A 19,157-nucleotide genomic window follows, 5' to 3' on the forward strand; every position below is an offset into this window, starting at 1 on the left:
CTATAAACACCTGCTCTGAGAGCGGGTGTTTTTCTTTTTGGACAAGAATTGGACATTGACCTTGGTGCTGCACCAATGTTTATACTTCGGTATATAGCTTGGCAACGTTCGGTAGATATGTATAGATATGAATGTGAAAAATATCACGTTATTGACGAGCTATAAGATATTAGATACTGGGGGAGAAGAGAATGCGCAACAGAAATTTCACCAAGAAAATGCTCATGTTAACTTTTTGTATGGTGCTGATCGTTTCCATGCTGAGTGGATGCAAAGGAAATGGGGAGTCGGCAAATTCGTCATCATCATCTTTTAAAGCCGGTACATTCGCTGGGGAAGCGGAAGGCAAAGAGGGCGTGATTAAAGTAGAAGTCACTATGGATGAGCCAGATAAAATTAAAGATATCAAGATCGTAAGCCAGTCAGAAACAGGTGGTCTAGGCGATAGTGCACTTGAAAAAATAAAAGATCAAATTCTGGAAGGACAAACCTTGGCAGTAGATGCTGTTAGTGGTGCGAGTCTTTCCAGTGAAGCAATGCTCGCGGCCGTTGAAGATGCCGTAACCAAAGGTGGAGGAAATCTGGAAGTCCTCAAAGCCGGTGGCGTGCAAAAAGCGGGTGAAGGTAAAACGGAAAAGCTTGAAACAGACGTAGTGGTAGTAGGCGCCGGTGCATCTGGTGTGTCCGCAGCGGTAACCGCTGCTGATAAAGGTGCCAAGGTTATTATTATCGAAAAAACAGGAGTTATCGGGGGAGCAAGTAATCTATCCTGGGCCGGTAAGTTCTATAATTCTTCCGCAGCTACTGACAATAATCTTAAAGTAAATGTGGAAAAAGAAATTACCGATTGGATTGTCAACAATCACTGGAGAGTTGACGCTGCAGCGATTAGACAATACGTAACGAAATCCGGTGAAACTTATGATTGGTTAGCGGAAAAAGGTTATAAAACCAGCTTTCTAAACTTTTTCGGAGAGCAGCTGCATGTACTGCCAGCTTATGAAACCCGGGAAGAGACCCTTCGGAAAATGTTGGCTGAATCGGTTGAACAAAAGGGTGGACAAGTGATCACCGAAACCACTGCCAAAAAGCTGATTACCAATGAAGCAGGAGAAGTTACAGGTATTGTGGCTGAGAAATCAGACGGGACTACTCTTGAAATCACAGCCAAAAGTGTCGTAATGGCAACAGGCGGTTATGCTGCAAATTCGGAAATGGTTAAAGAAGCTTTTGGTTTTGAAGGGGTTAACGGAGGACTAGGTCAGAATGTTGGGGAAGGTCTGAAGATGGCTTGGGAAGCAGGAGCCAAGGTTCCTGATAACTTCGGTGGTCAGATGCTGCACCAAACATTAGCCAGAGCAACACAAGGACTAAAAGCACAATATGAGCCTTTTGAAGCAAGTTATCCGCTGATGTTGACGTATCTGCCTAACTTCATGAATGTAGGTTCTTCCGGAGCACGTTTCAGAGATGAAGCAGCGACATTAACATCGGTCGCCGCAGCTAATACGAGTGCATTTAATGGTGCTTATCATATGGTTATCGTATCAAAATCACAATTGGCTGCTCTTCAGTCCAAGGGGATGAAAGGTGTTAACGCACCAAGCCTGCCAGGAATGCCACCAGAATTTTATGCCGAATTTGCAGATCAATTCACGTTAGAGAATCCATGGGTAAATGCAGAAAAGGTGTTTGATTCTATGGTAGAAAACGGAGATGGCTTCAAAGGAAATACAATCGAAGAATTAGCAACAAATGCAGGTATGGATGTAGATGTGTTTGTAGAAAATTACAATAGTTATAAAGAAGCTACAAAAACTGGTGTGGATACTGAATTTGGTAAAGCTGCTGATTATTTAGAGCCAATGGGCGAAGAAGGACCGTATTATGCCATCGTCGCTGAAATCAACAACTTGGGTTCTGTAGGTGGCTTGCTGGTAAACACTAAGTTCCAAGTGCTAAATGATAAACGTACACCAGTAAAAGGATTGTTTGCTGTAGGGCTTGAATCGGAAGGCGTATTATTCAACGATACCTATGTAGGCAATGGGGTTGGAATTGGTTATTCCTTTACCTCAGGTCGTCTAGGTGGAGAGAGCGCGGCAAACAGTGCTTTGAAAGCTAATTAACGACAATTTTCCGGAAAATAATTCAAACTTTTTAAAGCCGCAGAGTAGACAACTCTGCGGCTTTTTTTGCTGGAGATTAGAGCCAATCTTCTTTTAGCAAAGATTTAAGAAGCTCTACATTTGTTACTCCCAGCTTGGCAGCGATCTGCTGCTCTAATTCAATTTTGGTGATCATCATTCTGTTATTGCATTCTATACCCTTTGGAGTGAGGACAATATTTTTGTCACGCTGATTTCCTTCGACTTCAACGGCTTCAACATAACCACGGGATAACATGCCTTGAATACTTTTATGCGTGCCCTGTCTTGAAATATGAATTATTCTACTGATTTCTGAGATCGATAACATTTCTCGGGCCGCAAGAACTGCAAGAATGTGGGATTCGGTCTTATTGATTTGATCCGGGTCTTTGTCTGTCACTATTTTACGTAAAGCTAGATGCTTCTCACTGAGTAAATCAATCAGGTTCATTTTTTGCAGCTGCTTATTCATTAGAACACTCCTAAATGATGGCTCGTTTATCCCAGTATAAGTCATTTGTGAATATTGTCAACTTGGTTGACTTGATTTGAGGATCTATGTTATTGTAATCCAAGTTGACAATACAGAGATAAAAGGAGCTTGAAGATGGGAAGAAACAAAAAAGAAGCATTTTTATTTACGTTCATCATGTGTTTTTTAATGGTGCTGGGGATGAGTATTTACAATGTAGCACTAATGGAGGGTTGGTCAGGCACGTTAGTTAAGGATGTGATTGTCGGCTACTTGCCTGCATTTATAGTTGCACTCATTCTAGATGTATTTGTTGTAGGCAAGGTTGCAAAGGGGATCGCGCATAAGCTGGTTAAAGAAAATGATCCGATGATCAAAAAAATCATGTTCATATCCTTTTTTATGGTGACCGGAATGGTATTGTTCATGTCCTTCTATGGCGCAGTTCTCCATGTTGGATTTTCTGCTGAACTACCAAGAGCTTATCTGTCTGCCATAGGTAAAAATTTTATTTTTGCACTTCCACTGCAGATCATTTTAGTTGGGCCGCTTACACGATTTATTTTTGTGAAAATTACTCCAGCTGTGTCTGCGCAGGGAATAAATCAATAGAAGCAATGTACAACAAAACGCTCTCCGTCTGCCCGAATAAGCAGATGAGAGCGTTTTGTTTTTTTAAAGATTAGAAACGTTTATCTATGGCTCGCTCATTTACGCAAGCGCGTGAACTCTCTTTTTTACAGGTTCGAGTAGATTTAGGGCATACTCATTTCCGCTACCTTTGGGACTATCGTTACGGATATGCTCCTCAAGACATAATCTGGAATTGTGATCCGCTTGATAATCAGGATGAGTATCCAGATACCCCATTAGGGCTTGCCATGAGCCGTAGATATCATCAGTGCTTTCTGTCAGAGCATAGAGGCCGCCGTCGAGCCGCATTTCCTTTAGATGAGCTGGTATCTTCACATTTTCCGGAATTGAGGCACAGAATCCATATCCGTAAGGTTTATTCTCACCAGTTGGATGCGGGTTCGTATTGCCGCCAAAAAGCCGTGCTGTGCCTAATAGTTGACTAGCTTCCAGCCATTCATTAACTGGGATCATAGCCTCATCTTCTGGAGAGGTACTAACCGCAACATTGTAGGCAAATCTCATAGCTGGAAGAGTAATGAATCTTACATGAATAGGGGTAGAGTGATTAATAGTTGGCATAGATATAACCTCCTCAGTTTTAGTCATACCATCCGATGGATTGCATGACTTTTCGTTTAGTTCAGATAATAATTGATTTGTAATGGGTTCCTCGACATGGGCGGATATCCACTGTAAAAAGAGATGGATTTCACTTTCTCTATTCGTTAGTTCTGCTTTTTGATTGTGAATAGAAGCCGCTTGCTGGCTGAGCGCTTCGTACATGGACTGAACGGACATATTTACAAGCACGGTTCCAATATCCTTGATGCTAATATCCAGCTTTCTTAATAATGAGGTAACCCGAATGGCAAGTATTGCTTTCTCATCATAAATCCGCCAGCCAGAGCTGCTATCCCGCTTACTTTCAAACAATCCTTGAGCTTCCCAGTGACGCAGAGTCCGACTCGTCAGTCCGAATTGCGCAGAAAGCTTATCAATGGTAACAAATCCGCTCATAGACAACTCCCATTTCATAGTTTGATAAGGCGCCTTATGTGGATTATTTTAGCATTTAACGTTACGTCAATTGCAAGGAGAATTAATGATTGGGTATTCGAGATAATTTACATTTCTCATACAAAACATTGTCCAGTATTTAACGTCCAGCTTCTACAATCAAGATATTGGTAGAATGTACCTATTGCAATATGAGGCTTTATACGGAGGATGATATTGTTGAAAGCTAGGTCTATGCATCTAACTATGAAATGGAAGTTGATTTTGAGTTTTTCCGCCGTTGTTCTTTTCTTTTTGGGAGTAGCGTTTTATCAAAACCATAAAATCAGCCAAGTGGAGATTTCTATGGAAACGCAAAAAGCTGAGATGGAAAAACGAATTACCGTGTCAATCATTACGCAACTGCTGCAGGAAATGAATGCGGTAGAATCTTCGTTAGCGGGTTCGAGTGATTTGGAGTTCGTCCAACCCTTTAAGGACAAGCAAACAAAGCTGACTAAAGAGTTGGCGACGGTGAATTTTGCGGCAGATTCGCCGGCATTTAAAGAGTTAGAACAATTACATAGTCAGATTGGGGAATATACGGGATATTTTGACGAATTGGTAAAGACCATAGAAGACGAGCAGCTTGATCCCATGAGTGTGCTGGAACAAATCGATGAATTACATACGAAGGCTACAGCGTTGAGTGAAGTCATGCTAGTGACTAATGAAAAATTGTATACGGCAGCAGCAGAAAATGCAGAAAAAGCACAGGATTATTCTTTTGATCTGCTTAATCTAACCACCTCTATAGTTGCTTACGCAGCTGTGCTAGTGTTTATTTTCACATTAGTGATTGCGGTTATGCTCATACGTTCCTTCCTGAATCCTATTCATAAACTGCAAGTGGCTCTGCGAAAAATTGCCGAAGGAGATTTGCGTCAGCAGATTAATTCTCCTTACAACGATGAGTTGGGCAGTTTGAGTCATCATTTTGATCATATGGTAGAGCGGGTCCGGGAAATGCTTCAGCATACCCAGTCAGTAGCCTCTTCGCTGGCAACTTATTCGCATTCTTTTCAAGAATCTTCATCTATAACTGCGCATACGAATCAAGATATCGTAAGCACTATACAGGAAATCTCGGTAGGGGCAGAACAGCAGGCAGGACAATCCGAGCAGAGCGCTGGCCTAATTCAGGAGCTGGAACGTGAAGTGAATGAGATCACGGAGTATACCGAGGTTATGCTGGCTACCAGTCAAACGGCTAATCACAATACTCGTAAAGGATCTGAATCCGTCATCGCCCTCCGGGAGGTGTCTGAGCATTCGCGAGAATCTGTGAATAAAGTATATCTGGCTTTAACCAAACTGAGTGATCAATCAAAGGACATCTCGCGCATTACTAAATCCATAACAGATATTTCTAATCAGACCAATATTCTCTCACTTAACGCAGCAATTGAAGCAGCCCGGGCAGGTGCCTACGGAAAAGGGTTCGCTGTCATCGCTGATGAAGTAAGACAATTATCTGTGCAGACCAAAGAGTCCTCCGTACATATCAGTCAGATTATTAGCGAGCTGCAATCCGGGATGGATGAATTCCAGCAATATATGCTGGTGACCAAAGGAAATCTTGAGGAACAGGATCATAAAGTGGCTGAAACGTTGTCCTCTTTTGAAGCGATTGATCAATCTATTGTGGAGATTAGTAAACAGATTGGGCAAATTCACGACAAAGTGGATATGACGCAGACTATGAACCGTAGACTCGCAGAGTCTGTGCATGCCGTCGCGGCCATCGCCGAGGAAACTGCGGCAGGGGTGCAAGAGGTGAACGCCTCAAGCGTACAGCAGGATCATGCTATCCGTGATATAGCCCGTCAAGCCATTGAGATTAATGAAATTTCGCAGAATTTATTTAAAGAAATCAATATTTTTAAGATTGATTCAGATGGGGACGATGGGGTCAGCGATGAAGGGGACAGGGATACAAAGCATGCTGGCACTCCAGAAGCTGGGGACACATTAGGAGACGCATTAGGAGATGATACATTAGGTGCTGGCGATCCTCCAGATGATAGCGGTACTCCAAATGATGGTGGTACACCAAATGATGGTGGTACACCAAATGCAGACGCTTCTAAAGAGGGGTCTTATCTGACAATCTCTGCGTAGCTCAGCGGGAATTGGCATTCGTAGCGTAAGGTGGAATAGAGAATAGAAAATAGAGAATAGAGTAGGGAGTAGGGAGTAGGGAGTAGGGAGTAGGGAGTAGGGAGTAGAGTCCAGAGATTAGAGTTTATAGAATAGAGTTTAGAGATGAGAGGCTAAAGTTTAGCGCTTAGTGAGGTTCTATCTGCCGTTTTGTTTTTAAGTGTATTTTATACAACTAAAAAGGTTTGTATTTAGCTTGATTAGGGTTTAGTTGTATTTAGTGCAGTTATTTCGAGGCGAAATGACGATAACGGTGGTTTGGTGGGGATATAATTGCATGAAATACAACTAAAACCAGGTGGGAGTGCACATACCTGAAAATAGTTGTATAGAGTGCAATTAACTCAACGCATAATTGTGTTTTGTTGCACGAAGGAGCCAGCTTTTTTATGTAGAAATATAATTAGTCCTCGTAAGTTTGATTTAGGGTGCTAACTAACTCTGGGAGCCAGTCGCTTAGAGTGAGAAACTTGTATCCCTCCGATTGAGCTTTAGCTGTATCCATAAACCAGGATTGTGTGATCCCGAATGGAGAATTATGCGCATCCGCTGTTTCGCTTTGAATGACGGCTTGTTTTCTGGTCTCTTTTTCAATCAGCGAGATAAGCTCCTTAATACTAACCGTACCGTCTGAGCAAGCGTTGAGAGGACCCGTCACCGTCGAGTTGCCAAGCCAATACAGAAAATCAGCGGCTTCGTCCGAACGGATAAAACAAATATTTGCATCTGGATTCGGAATCCCGATGGGCAGTTTATTACGTACATGTTCAATATGAAAATGGAGTCTTCGTGTATAATCGTCAGTTCCCAGAACAATCGGAAAGCGGACAGCGGCTACAGGGAAGTTAGCTTGTTGGATAAGGACGGCTTCCGCCAGTCTTTTCCCCTCCTGATAGGTGAAGTCATTTCGTCCTCCATAACGAATAGGGTGCGTTTCAGGATCGAACACCTCTTCCGTCAGCGCTTGCTCACTGAAATCATAAACAGATAAACTTGAAGTCAGTATGTAACGTGTGGTTTTGCCGTCAAAAATACGGCGCGCCTGATCCGCTTCATCAGGTGAAAAACAAATATTATCGTAAACTACATCCCAACTCGTATCACCTAATGCTTGAGCGAAGGCCTCCGGTTGAGACCGATCCACCTGTATCCGGTGAACGAGATCGCCAAAAGGGTCGCTTGTTTCCCCGCGCGTTAATATGGTTACTTCGTTCTTAGAATCCTCAAGCAGACGCTCGACCAAACGTTTCCCAAGAAAGCGTGTGCCGCCTAAAATAAGAATCTTACTCATCAACCTCACTCCTTGATTGCTATTAATGGTTATTAAAATGACTGTTTATTGGTTTATGTGAAGCTTCTGATTCATTGTAGAGAAGCGGCGGGATCAGCCAGATCAGCAGCAATGTATTGAGTTTTGAGTGATACAAATTGGACTAAAGGGGAAGAGTTAGTTTTGAGTGTACTTCGTGCAATAGAATTCGTATTAGAGTGGAGAAAATTTGAATCTATTGCACTCTATGCAATCAATGGATGAGTAAGTGGCATTAAACTAACTTTTCACCAGAATCTATTGCAGAAAGTACAGCAGATTCAATTTTTGCTGCCAGGACGGCGGAGTCTGTTGCACAATATGCAACGTTTGTAGCTAGTTACCACAAACAGCCCAAATGTTAATTACACATTAAGCGAACTAATCGCAAATATATCTGTTCGTTTTTAACGTAACGAGACACTTAGCTGCCCGAAATCGAGCTTAACGAAAAACTACGCCACCATACACATTCCTGGCGTGGTATAATTCCAGCTGTTTGAACTGAATCCACCAGCTTGGAAGGTCTGGAAGCCTTGCAAGCTTTGGCTCGATACCGCCATTACAGGTTCCTGGCTTTCGTCCGCAAATACAAGCTCGATCAGCTCGGCAATTTCCCCATGTTCATACGCGGCTGCAAGGCGGCTCAAGACAATCTGCATGGCTGTGTCCTGTGGTAAGGAAGGACCATCGGCCTGAAGCAGCTCTTGTCTTACGAGAGGAAGGGCTTGCCGGGCTCGGTGCAGAGCGGCTTTTATTGCCCCTTCTGTGGTATCGAGAATCTCGGCAGCTTCCATTGCAGAGTGTCCCAACACATCTCGAAGCAGGAATACCGCCTGCTGCAGCGGAGATAAATGCTCCTGTAGTGCTTGAAAAGCAGCTTCAATCTCAAATGAACCATACTCCGCAGAGGCTTCAGTGGGGGACTGATCCAGCTCCAACACTCGTGACAAGGTGGCTTTTCGCCGCATGATATCAATCCATGTGTTTCGGGCAATCCGAAAAAGCAATGCCTCAGGATTTGGGTGATTTGTAGAACTTGTATGATGAGTAGAATTTGTAGGAATCGTAGAATGCATTGCAGATTTTGCAGATTTTGTAGATGGTGCAGTCTTAGATGGCGTTACAGCCTTAGCAGACGTTGCAGCCTTAGAAAACGTATAGTTCATTTGATTAGTTTGATTAGTTTCAAGTTTTTCATTAGCTCCATTTGCTCCATTAGCCTTATCATTTTCAATGGTTTCTTTATTTTGTTTAACTTCATTCATTGGACTGTTCCCATTATTTGCGCTCGATGAGTTCGAAGTCTTCATATAACCTAGAGCCTTGACCCATGTATCCTGAGCTAAATCATCGGCATCCCACGGGGATTGTGTCAATGCAAGACAATATCGCTTCAGAGCTATCTGCAAAGACCTGCTGTTACTTTCATCCGGCTCATCTCCGGTGCTAAGCTTCTCAAGGATGATCACTCTGCATAACTCCTTTTCCAGTAAGGTGATTTCGATTACTTCTAATAATAAACGAATGAGCAGGAAATTAAGATACGCAATTTTAAAAAATAAAAATTCTCACGCCTAACGTATCCTATCCCCATATTAATCCGTTTACAGGGTAGATTTCAAAACTCTAAAACAGATGGAGGTCGAATACGGATGGCGTACGTTCCTTATGTAGTCGAACAAACGAATCAAGGTGAAAGATCTTACGATATTTATTCGCGGCTGTTGAAGGACCGGATAGTGTTCGTAGGTGCGGAAATTGAGGATCAGCTGGCTAACAGTATTGTTGCCCAGTTATTGTTTTTATCAGCAGAAGATCCGGATAAAGATATACACATGTATATCAATTGTCCAGGTGGCTCTATCACCGCAGGCTTCAGTATTTATGACACGATGCAGCTTATTAAGCCTCCGGTAAATACCATTTGTACAGGAATGGCGGCTTCTTTTGGTTCTTTGTTGTTATTGGCTGGGGCCAAAGGGAAACGTTATGCCTTGCCGAATAGCGAGATTATGATTCATCAGCCGCATGGTGGGGCGCAGGGGCAAGCTAGTGACATTGCGATCAGTGCCAAACGTATTTTGAAGGCAAGGGAAGTGCTTGTGCAAATTACAGCGGACCGAACTGGGCAGACGGTAGAGAAGGTACTGCAAGATATGGATCGAGATTATTTCATGTCAGCCGAGGAGGCGGTTGAATACGGAATTATCGATAAGGTCATCACAAATCTCTAAGACGAAGGAGTGAAGAAGGCTATGCTGGAGGTTTTGCAGGGAAAAGAGGTAACAATCTATTTTGTGGATGGCTCCAACGCTACAAAAGGAGTGCTGGAAACGGTAAGTGAAAATTTCGTCAAATATCGGACGGATTTTGAAGAGTTTTATATTCCAATCAGCTCGATCTGTTCCATCTCTCTAGATACCAAAACGCGTGAACGAGCCAAAGTAGGATTCACACAATAACATCACCAACATCATCTGTATAAAAAAGGGTTAGGAGCTCCACAGCTCCTAACCCGTACTTTCCCGAATAGCCAAATAATGAGCCACATTTGCATGATGCGGCACAACGGTCTCCCCTTTAATCAGCTTGATTAAGGTTCGGGTGGCGGTCATCCCAATCTCCGTTCCAGAGTATTCAACCGAGGAAAGCTTAGGTCGAACGATAGAGGCAATGAAGCTGTTATCAAAACCGAACACGGCGACATCAGCTGGCACCCGTAGACCGTTATCGGTTAAATGATTCATGGCTCCAACTGCCATCCAATCTGTAGAGCAAAACACCGCAGTAGGTAACTCCCCGCTATCTATAATTCGGCGCATGGCGTCGCTCCCATCTTCGACGGCCATCGCACTTTCTACTACCCATTCTTTCCTTAAGGTTATGCCTGCATCCATAAGGGCTTGTAGATAGCCTTTATACCGATCGCCACCCACCGCATTATCTCCCGATCCGCGAATCATAGCGATTTTGCGATGACCTTTTTGAATCAGATAAGTAACAGCTTCATAGGAGGCAGTTATATTGTCCAGATGAACGGAAGGAATCATATCCACCTGCGATTGTTGCCCGACAAGCACGCAAGGTGTATTTGAGCTGCGGATGATCTCCAGATGTTCATGGTTTGGAATTGAACCCACAAATATATTTCCTTCCGTCCCAATACGCTGGAACATCTTCAAATAGTGTTGTTCACTTTCTGCACTGCCGTCCGTTAATCCGACCATAATGTCGTATCCATACAAATCCGCAAGATCGCGAATACCAACATTGAAGTCATCCAGTACAGTGTTGCTATTCTGCGGAATGATCACACCGATCAGCTGTGTATTAGCTTTGTCCGTTTCAAGGCCGATGACATTCGGACGGTAGTTGGTTTGTTTAATAGCTTCCAGTACTCGTTTACGGACATCTTCGTTTACTGGTTTGCTGTTATTGATTACCCTGGACACCGTAGAGATCGAAACGTTCGCCATTTGGGCTATATCTTTTATCTTTACCTTCAAGAAGATCACCATAACTTTCCATATGATTCACTTGGTGTTTCAACTCTCGCAAGCATATCACGGATAGCTTCAAGAATCCAAAAGATTGTTGTTGACCTAGGAAATAAAAGGTCCTATAATGATCGCTGTAGGAAAATTATTTCCTTGAAAAAAGCTTGTTTTGAACGATAAAGTTGGATTTTTGCTAAAAACAATAACTAAATTATTAATTTTAATGAATTTCGGGAAAAAATTTTCCTGTGAAGGGTATATGAATACGAAGGAGCTGCATGCATTGAACAGAACATGGTGGAAAGAAGCCACGGCGTATCAAATTTACCCACGGAGCTTTATGGACAGCAATGGTGATGGTGTAGGGGATCTGCAAGGAGTCATTTCTAAACTTGATTATTTGCAGGAGCTTGGCATCAATGTCATTTGGATCTGTCCTATTTATAAATCCCCAAATGATGATAATGGTTATGATATTTCGGATTATCAGGATATTATGGCGGAGTTCGGCAGCATGGCCGACTTTGATCAGCTGCTGCACGAGGTTCATGCACGAGGCATGAAGCTGATTCTGGATCTAGTGATTAATCATACTTCGGACGAACATCCATGGTTTGTTGAAGCACGTTCAAGCAAGGATAATCCGAAGCGGGATTATTATATTTGGAGTGATCCTAAGGACGGGGAGGAGCCGAATAACTGGGAGAGTATTTTCAGCGGTTCGATTTGGGAGCTTGATCCCGCCACAGAGCAATATTTTATGCATGTATTTTCCAAAAGACAGCCAGACCTCAACTGGGAGAATCCTGAGGTGCGCCGTGAATTGTATAGCATGGTCAACTGGTGGCTGGACAAAGGAATCGACGGCTTCCGGGTGGATGCCATTTCACATATTAAAAAAATCACCGGACATCCCGATCTGCCGAATCCACAGAATCTTCCGTATGTTCCGTCTGGCGATGGTCACATGAACCGTGAAGGGATTCACGATTTCTTGCAGGAGCTCAAGCAGGAGACGTTTGACCGATATGACATCATGACGGTTGGCGAAGCGAGTGGTGTAAATGTTGATCAGGCGGAGTCGTGGGTGGGTGAAGAGCAAGGCAAATTTAATATGATTTTTCAATTCGAGCATTTAGCTCTTTGGAATAAGAGTGTGACAGGTGGATTGGATGTTCTGCAGCTAAAATCAGCTCTCTCCCGTTGGCAAAAAGGTCTTGAGGGCAGAGGCTGGAACGCATTGTTCATCGAAAATCACGACCAGCCGCGTTCAGTTTCTACTTGGGGAAATGATGGCCAGTATTGGAAAGAGTCAGCTAAATCGTTGGCTACGATGTATTTCCTGATGCAGGGAACACCATTTATTTATCAAGGTCAAGAAATTGGGATGACCAATGTAAGATTTGAATCAATGGATGATTACGATGATGTGGCGATGAAGAACTTGTATCGTTTGGAGACTGAAGCCGGTAAATCACATGAGGAAGTCATGGAGGTAATCTGGAAGAACGGTCGGGACAACTCTAGAACACCAATGCAATGGAGCGACTCTGAAAACGCTGGTTTCAGCAGCGGCAAGCCATGGATGAAGGTGAATCCGAATTATACGGAAATCAATGTGGAGCGGGCGAAGCAGGACCCTTATTCCATCTATCATCATTACAAAAAGCTTATCGCTCTTCGGGCTGCTAATCCCGTTACTGTTTACGGGACTTATGATCTCATTTTGCCTGAAGATGAACGTATTTATGCTTATACTAGGACGCTTGGAAATGAAAAACTGCTGGTCATGTCTAACCTGACAGCAGAGGAAGCGCTGTTTGACCTTCCATTTGAATTGGAGTTTGATACTAGTGAGTTGCTCTTGCATAACTATGAGGTTGATCCTGCGGAGCCGATTGAGACTGTCGCATTACGGCCTTACGAGTCCCGTGTGTATATGCTGGTTAACGCACCTGTAGAGCAAGAGGGGAGCAGTGAACTTGTACCTGCACAAGAGTTAAGTGAAGCTTCTTTTCCAGAAACAGTTTAATATATTATTGTAATTCAAAGCGCCCGGTTATCCGGGCGCTTTTTTTGTTGCGGTAGTGTAGGACTCTTGCACAAAATGAATACGCTTACCTAGGCAAGTCGTATAAAAATATTATTTTTTCTATTATTTTTGTTCCCAAAATTAATAGAATACTATATTATGTTATGAATACAGATTCATATAAGTGTATATTCATTCAATTTGGGGTGAAAGTAGACAAAATTATAGGAGGTAAAAAATGTCCAAGAGAATACTATCTTTATTACTAGCTTTTACACTTATGATGTCGGGTCTGCTTCCAGCTGCATATGCAGGTGAAGTTGCAACCGAAATTAACCCGCAGGCGGTTGTTGCTCCGGTTTCTACGGAGAACACAGCTGACCCAGCGGTGCTTTCTTCAGAACAAATTACGGTAGCGACTGCTGTCTATGAACAAATAGCGGCGACAGTTTCCACAGAAGTATACAAAGCTTCTATGACGGAAGCTAGAACATTAGAATTGACTTTAGATCTTCCTGATGGGGCATCGCCTCAAGATATCATCTGGAATTTTGGCAGAACGGCGGAAGAGATGAAGCCGCTGGCAGAGTGGAAAAAATGGAATAAAGATGCGAAAGATTATTCAGGTAATCCTTTCGTAACAGTGACATATGAGCCGATCTCAGGTTCAAAAGTAAAGGCTTTAATTCATTTTGATTTGCTGTACGGAGAGAATCTCTCACTAACGGGTATACGTGCAGAGTACGTCAAACGAGTGGGAATTTATAATCTAATCGGGACATTACCTGCTGGAGATGTGCTGGTAGAGCAGCAAGTCAAACTAAATCCATATGAAACCTATCATACATATGATGAGATTAAACCTGCGATCGATAGGATTACTGCTGAAAGCAATAATAAATATGATCGATATGTAGAGTATCAGCAAATTGGGACCTCAACTCAAGGTCGTGCCATTCATTTCTCTATTGTTGCTAAGGATAAGTCCTCAGTAGATCAATATTTGAACGAGACCTTACCGCTTATGATGAATGATCCTGAAGCCCTGCAAAAGAAAATTAACGACGGGGATCTGCAGAATTATAAGGTACCTATTTGGTTGAATAACATTCATGCCGATGAAGCCAATGGTGTCGATGTAATCATTAAGTTTTTGGATACGCTGATGACACAGCAAATTGTCACCTATGATACCACTGATGAGAATGGAAATCCGAAAAAGGTAGTTCTGAACATCGACGAAGCGCTTGACCATGTGATTTTCCTGCTTGATTATGTAGAGAATCCTGACGGTCGCGCGTTAAACACGCGTCAAACTTCAACGCTGCTTGATCCAAATCGGGACAACTCTTACCAGACCCAACCTGAGACACAAGCGGTAACTGCACAAATTGCTAAGTGGACGCCGCTTACGTTTTTGGACATGCATGGATTTGTAAGTGGCTTCTTGATTGAGCCTTGCACACCACCTCATGATCCTAACATTGAATATGATCTTGTAATGCCAAGTATGCTTGAGCAAGCAAATGCCATGGGTAAGGCGGGGATTGCTAATACAAAATATGATTCCTACCATATCCCTTATGAAGAATACGAAAAAACACAACAGGATCCGAACTATAAAGGAACGAATGCAACAGGTTGGGATGATGCTTCGCCAGCCTACACAGCTGTATATGCCATGCATCAAGGAGCACTTGGGCATACCATTGAAGTGCCTGAATTGAATGAAGATTCACTGGATGCCTTTTATTATGCGGCTTTGGGGGCCACCGATTATGTGATCAACAACAAGCAGGAACTGTTCCTGAATCAATTGGAAATCTTCAAACGGGGTATCCAAAATGAGAATACTAATGCTGCTGTTAAAGATTATCTAATCAATGCACAGAATGAGTCTATTGGACGTCCAGGGGTAGATGAGAATACGAATTTCTTCCCTGAGTATTACATTCTTCCGGTTGCAAAAGATTTGCAAAAAAATGATCTGGAAACCTACAAAATGGTTCAGTACCTACTGCGTAACAATGTGAAAGTAGAACGGACAACAGCCAGTGTAACTGTAGATTCTGTAGTCTATCCGGCTGGAACCTATGTGGTGAATATGCATCAAGCCAAAAGAGGTTATGCGAATCTTGTCTTGTATGATGGACTAGATGTCTCGGATTTTAATGAGATGTATTCCGATACGGTACAGAATTTCTCGGCTATGCGTGGTTTTGACCGATATATTAGCCGTTCTGTAGGAGCATTCACTGGGAAGACAGAAGAGGTTAGCGGTGTAACGATCCCTAGTACGAATCTGGATCAATCTCCGTTCGAGCAAAATTATGTGATTAAAAACAGCAACAATGATGCGATAAAAGCTGTGAATGAGCTGCTAGCCAACCATAAGGCAGTGACACTGCTGGAGAATGGGGGTACAGGCTACGAGAAGGGAAGTTTCCTTGTTTCCAGATCCAATCTTAGAACGGTATCGTCTAAATATCTGCTGGATATTGTGCCGTTTAGTGCTGCAGAGAACAGAACGGGTAAATTGCTTAAGGCTCCTAAGGTAGCTATTGCAGGAGCGACTGCATTTATGCTGAAGGATCTTGGTTTTAACGTAACTACGGATACAGTGGCAGCAGATGTTCTAATCAATTCGGGAACGAATCTGATTGCTACAGGTAAACCGTTTATCGGTTATGGAAGAACGATGCTAAAAACTGTTAAAGGGCTTAAGGTCCTCCCTGGACTGGACTATTCAACTCCGGTCAATAAGGATGGTAAAGAAGATGCTCATGAGGGATTGTTTAAGGCTGAGGTCTCTCAGGACAATGTAATTACAGCGCCTTATGCCGATAGCGAATATCTCTACACAGTTTCCGCGGCTTATATTACAAAAGTGCCTGAAGGCGCAGAGATCTTGGCGAAATACGGATCAGGAGCTGACTTTTTCAAAGCAGGCTGGTGGCCGAATAACGAGGCTGCACAAGACCAAGTATTGGCGCTTACTTACAATACAGACAACATCCATGTGACGTTATTTGCGAATGATCTGATGAATAAATATCATCCGCAAAATCAATTCAGATTGCTTGCCAATTCAATCTATGCTGCTGCTCCAGCGGCGACTAAAGAGGATGGTATGGATAACGGGGTGAATGAACCAGAGCCAACAACACCTTCGACACCGTGGCAGCCATCTGTAACATCAACACCTGCACCGACCGTGCAGCCGTCTGCAACACCAACGCCAGCTCCAATTCCAACTGTGCAGCCGTCTGCAACACCAAACCCAATAGGTTCTAACTTCACGGATCTAGGTAAGGTGGCGTGGGCAGTATCGGCAATTCAAGAGCTGGCGGCAAAAGGGATCCTGCAAGGAGTGAGCGATAATTCCTTTGCTCCGCTTAAAGAGGTGACGCGTGCCGAGTTTATTACCATGATCGTGCGAGCTTTTGATCTGCTTGATGTGAAATCAACCGCTGCCTTCAGTGACGTGAAAGCTTCTGACTGGTCTTATGGATACATTGCATCCGGGGTCAAGAACGGATTGATTAACGGTGTAGGCAATGGAAGGTTTGATCCTAACCGTGCGATTACACGCGAGGAAATGGCAATCATTGTATCCAATGCACTTAAGAAATTTAAAGGCAAGTCGGTAAATGATACAAATGCCGCTTTGGCTAACTTTAAAGACCAGGCAACAATCGCTGCTTACGGTAAAGAAGCGGTGGCATTACTAACTCAGGAAGGTATTGTGCAAGGTCTGACTGCGGATACCTTCGGTCCTAAAAACATTGCCAACCGTGCTCAAGCAGCAGTGATTATTGATAGGATGTTGAAGCTTAATTAAGTTTTAGATACTTATAAAATAATACAAGAATGCCCCTCAGCTATTTGGCTGAGGGGCATTCTTTTTATAGTTACTCTGCATTATCCGTAGATGGTAAATCCGGCAGTTGTTGAATGTAGCTGTTAGACATATTTAGAAGCCGCTGAACGGCGTCAAATTGTTCTTTTGTCGAACCGCCCTCTGTTTCAGAGCCATCGATTAGATTAAAGTTGTCTCCATCATCGTAATCGACACCAGTCAAATACATGCTTGTGTCATTAATGAAAGAGCCGGTAGGCAAAAAGTGTCTGACAGGGAGCATGTTGGTCTGTTGGTTCATCAGATCTTCTCCGAAGTAGAGCTGATCTTTCATTGAAATCCCTAACAGGTTAGCTACAGTTGGCATAATGTCGATCTGGCCGCCAGTTTGGCTGTAGACCGTAGGTTGACCTACCCCTGGCGCATGTACGATGAAAGGAACGTTGAACATATCGGTATAACCATATTCGTGACCGACCATTTCTTCCATTAACGATTTCTCGTTGCCATCAAGGGAATATAGCGATACACCCTGATGGTCCCCGTAAAAGACAATGACGCTATCATCCCATAGACCACTGGACTTTAATTGATCCAGAAATTGTCCCATTGCATAATCTGCGTAATTTTGAGCTAGAATATAGTTGCCAACTAGGGTACCTTCATACCGTTTAGGCAGCGTCATTTTATTTTTTGACTCTGGCATTTTATAAGGGTGATGAGCACTCATAGAAATGACCATTGCATAAAAAGGATCATCTTTAGCATCCATTTTGACTAATTCAGGCACAGTCTTGGCATAGAGTACCTCATCAGAAGCACCGAATGCGATATGATCACCATCCCCATAGAACGCTTGATCGTAATACTTATCAAAGTCTAGGACTTTGTATAGAGTTTTGCGGTTCCAGAATTCTACGCTATTGGTGTGAAAGGTTGCTGTATTATATCCATTAGCTTTCATCAGCTTAGGCAGGCTCGGAAGCGCCTTATCCATATAATTGGATGAAGTGGCTACCTCGTGATGAGGAACGTACAACGAAGTATTCACCACAAATTCAGCATCCGAAGTTGTTCCTTGCCCGGCATTAGTATAGAAGTTATTGAAATAATGTTCGCTTTTCAAAAGCTTATTTAGATTGGGTGTTACTTCCTGTCCGTCAATGCTCAGGCCCAGCAAAAAGTTCTGAAAAGATTCCATTTGTACCACGATTAGATTTTTACCTTGAGCTGCCGCCCAGTACTTCGGTGAGATAGGCTCTGTAATCCCTTTGGTCTCGTTAATGGATGGTTGCGTGATTTCTTTGCTTTCGATTATTTCTTCTGTTTCCCTTGTATCGGCAAAAATAGTATAGACCTCGTAATTAAGAATCCCCATACTCTCCGCTTTTTTGTTCTCGTTCATACTGGCATGATTCGGCCAAACATTAAAGACACAAACTGCTAAGGAAACACTGATGATCCCAAACAAAGCGGTCCGGTTCATGCGGCGGTTCATACCTCTTTCTTTCCAGATCGCAATATATTTCGGACGGAACATAAAAAACATGAACACTACAATATCCACAAAAATGAACAAATAGTAAGGGTCCAGCAACGAGTATGTGCTTTCTCCCACCTTAGTTACTTTATCTGCTTGTTCCAAGGCATGATAAGTAGCAATTACACCGTAATATTTGTAATACATTAGGACGGCGAAATATATGACTGAAATCAATAGGTTGGCTATCATGTAATACAGAAATTTTCGTTTGGAAGCCATCCATTCAATAAGTCCAAATACGATAAAGAAAAATGGGATCTCTGTCAGCAGCATGCTCCAGTTAGGACCGTCGCTAAAAACTACGAACCAGGCCACTGCGCATTTTAGCAGCAGGACGAAGCTAAAGACTAGGAAGGGTTTGTTTTTTATATCAAAATCTTTTTTCACTCGTTATCATCCTCTCTGATGCAATTACACCAAGGTCCTGCATATACCTGTAT

General features: G+C 42.9%; 13 protein-coding genes. 7 read left to right on the forward strand and 6 right to left on the reverse strand.

All coding sequences use genetic code 11. From position 1 onward, the window contains the following. Nucleotides 1-191 precede the first annotated feature (191 nt). The gene (locus MKX34_RS09730) at nt 192-2,129 is read left to right on the forward strand and encodes an FAD-dependent oxidoreductase (protein ID WP_076134008.1); all 1,938 of its coding nucleotides are present in this window, start codon (nt 192-194) and stop codon (nt 2,127-2,129) included. Nucleotides 2,130-2,205: 76 nt separating this feature from the next. On the opposite strand, the gene MKX34_RS09735 is transcribed toward MKX34_RS09730, so the two are convergent. Beyond that, the gene (locus MKX34_RS09735) at nt 2,206-2,622 is read right to left on the reverse strand and encodes a helix-turn-helix domain-containing protein (RefSeq protein WP_076134009.1); all 417 of its coding nucleotides are present in this window, start codon (nt 2,620-2,622) and stop codon (nt 2,206-2,208) included. 135 nt (nt 2,623-2,757) lie between these two features. Between MKX34_RS09735 and MKX34_RS09740 the strand changes: the two genes are divergently transcribed. Next, a complete protein-coding gene (locus tag MKX34_RS09740; RefSeq protein WP_036679295.1) occupies nt 2,758-3,234 on the forward strand; it encodes a DUF2798 domain-containing protein in 477 nt (158 codons plus the stop codon). A 99-nt stretch (nt 3,235-3,333) separates the two neighbouring features. Here MKX34_RS09740 and MKX34_RS09745 read toward each other — a convergent pair whose 3' ends face one another. Then, entirely contained in the window at nt 3,334-4,275 is a 942-nt protein-coding gene (locus MKX34_RS09745; RefSeq protein WP_076203119.1) for a MerR family transcriptional regulator, read from the reverse strand. A 246-nt stretch (nt 4,276-4,521) separates the two neighbouring features. Here MKX34_RS09745 and MKX34_RS09750 point away from each other — a divergent pair, with 246 nt between their 5' ends. Then, nucleotides 4,522-6,435: a methyl-accepting chemotaxis protein gene (locus tag MKX34_RS09750; protein ID WP_339204871.1), complete on the forward strand. Its 1,914-nt coding sequence runs from the start codon at nt 4,522-4,524 to the stop codon at nt 6,433-6,435. 442 nt (nt 6,436-6,877) lie between these two features. Here MKX34_RS09750 and MKX34_RS09755 read toward each other — a convergent pair whose 3' ends face one another. Further along, on the reverse strand, nt 6,878-7,765 hold the full coding sequence (locus tag MKX34_RS09755; RefSeq protein ID WP_076296055.1) for an NAD-dependent epimerase/dehydratase family protein: 888 nt from the start codon (nt 7,763-7,765) through the stop codon (nt 6,878-6,880). A gap of 473 nt (nt 7,766-8,238) precedes the next feature. Beyond that, nucleotides 8,239-9,255 carry an RNA polymerase sigma factor gene (locus MKX34_RS09760; RefSeq protein ID WP_076273139.1) on the reverse strand — a complete coding sequence of 339 codons (1,017 nt, stop codon included), beginning with the start codon at nt 9,253-9,255 and terminating at the stop codon, nt 8,239-8,241. 183 nt (nt 9,256-9,438) lie between these two features. On the opposite strand from MKX34_RS09760, the gene clpP reads away from it, so the two are divergent. Next, on the forward strand, nt 9,439-10,020 hold the full coding sequence (gene clpP / locus MKX34_RS09765; protein ID WP_076098479.1) for an ATP-dependent Clp endopeptidase proteolytic subunit ClpP: 582 nt from the start codon (nt 9,439-9,441) through the stop codon (nt 10,018-10,020). A gap of 21 nt (nt 10,021-10,041) precedes the next feature. Then, nucleotides 10,042-10,248 carry a hypothetical protein gene (locus tag MKX34_RS09770; protein WP_036679303.1) on the forward strand — a complete coding sequence of 69 codons (207 nt, stop codon included), beginning with the start codon at nt 10,042-10,044 and terminating at the stop codon, nt 10,246-10,248. A 48-nt stretch (nt 10,249-10,296) separates the two neighbouring features. On the opposite strand, the gene MKX34_RS09775 is transcribed toward MKX34_RS09770, so the two are convergent. Beyond that, nucleotides 10,297-11,304, reverse strand: coding sequence for a LacI family DNA-binding transcriptional regulator (locus MKX34_RS09775; RefSeq protein WP_076140897.1), 1,008 nt, complete (start codon nt 11,302-11,304; stop codon nt 10,297-10,299). Nucleotides 11,305-11,566: 262 nt separating this feature from the next. Here MKX34_RS09775 and MKX34_RS09780 point away from each other — a divergent pair, with 262 nt between their 5' ends. Beyond that, complete coding sequence (locus MKX34_RS09780; RefSeq protein WP_081382356.1) at nt 11,567-13,315, forward strand: alpha-glucosidase; 1,749 nt, start codon at nt 11,567-11,569, stop codon at nt 13,313-13,315. A 238-nt stretch (nt 13,316-13,553) separates the two neighbouring features. Beyond that, a complete protein-coding gene (locus tag MKX34_RS09785) occupies nt 13,554-17,156 on the forward strand; it encodes an S-layer homology domain-containing protein (RefSeq protein WP_076296056.1) in 3,603 nt (1,200 codons plus the stop codon). 70 nt (nt 17,157-17,226) lie between these two features. On the opposite strand, the gene MKX34_RS09790 is transcribed toward MKX34_RS09785, so the two are convergent. Continuing rightward, the gene (locus MKX34_RS09790) at nt 17,227-19,104 is read right to left on the reverse strand and encodes an LTA synthase family protein (RefSeq protein ID WP_076296057.1); all 1,878 of its coding nucleotides are present in this window, start codon (nt 19,102-19,104) and stop codon (nt 17,227-17,229) included. Nucleotides 19,105-19,157: the final 53 nt, after the last annotated feature.

Origin of the sequence: Paenibacillus sp. FSL R5-0636 (genome assembly GCF_037974255.1) — a bacterium.
GTDB lineage: Bacteria > Bacillota > Bacilli > Paenibacillales > Paenibacillaceae > Paenibacillus_AQ > Paenibacillus_AQ odorifer.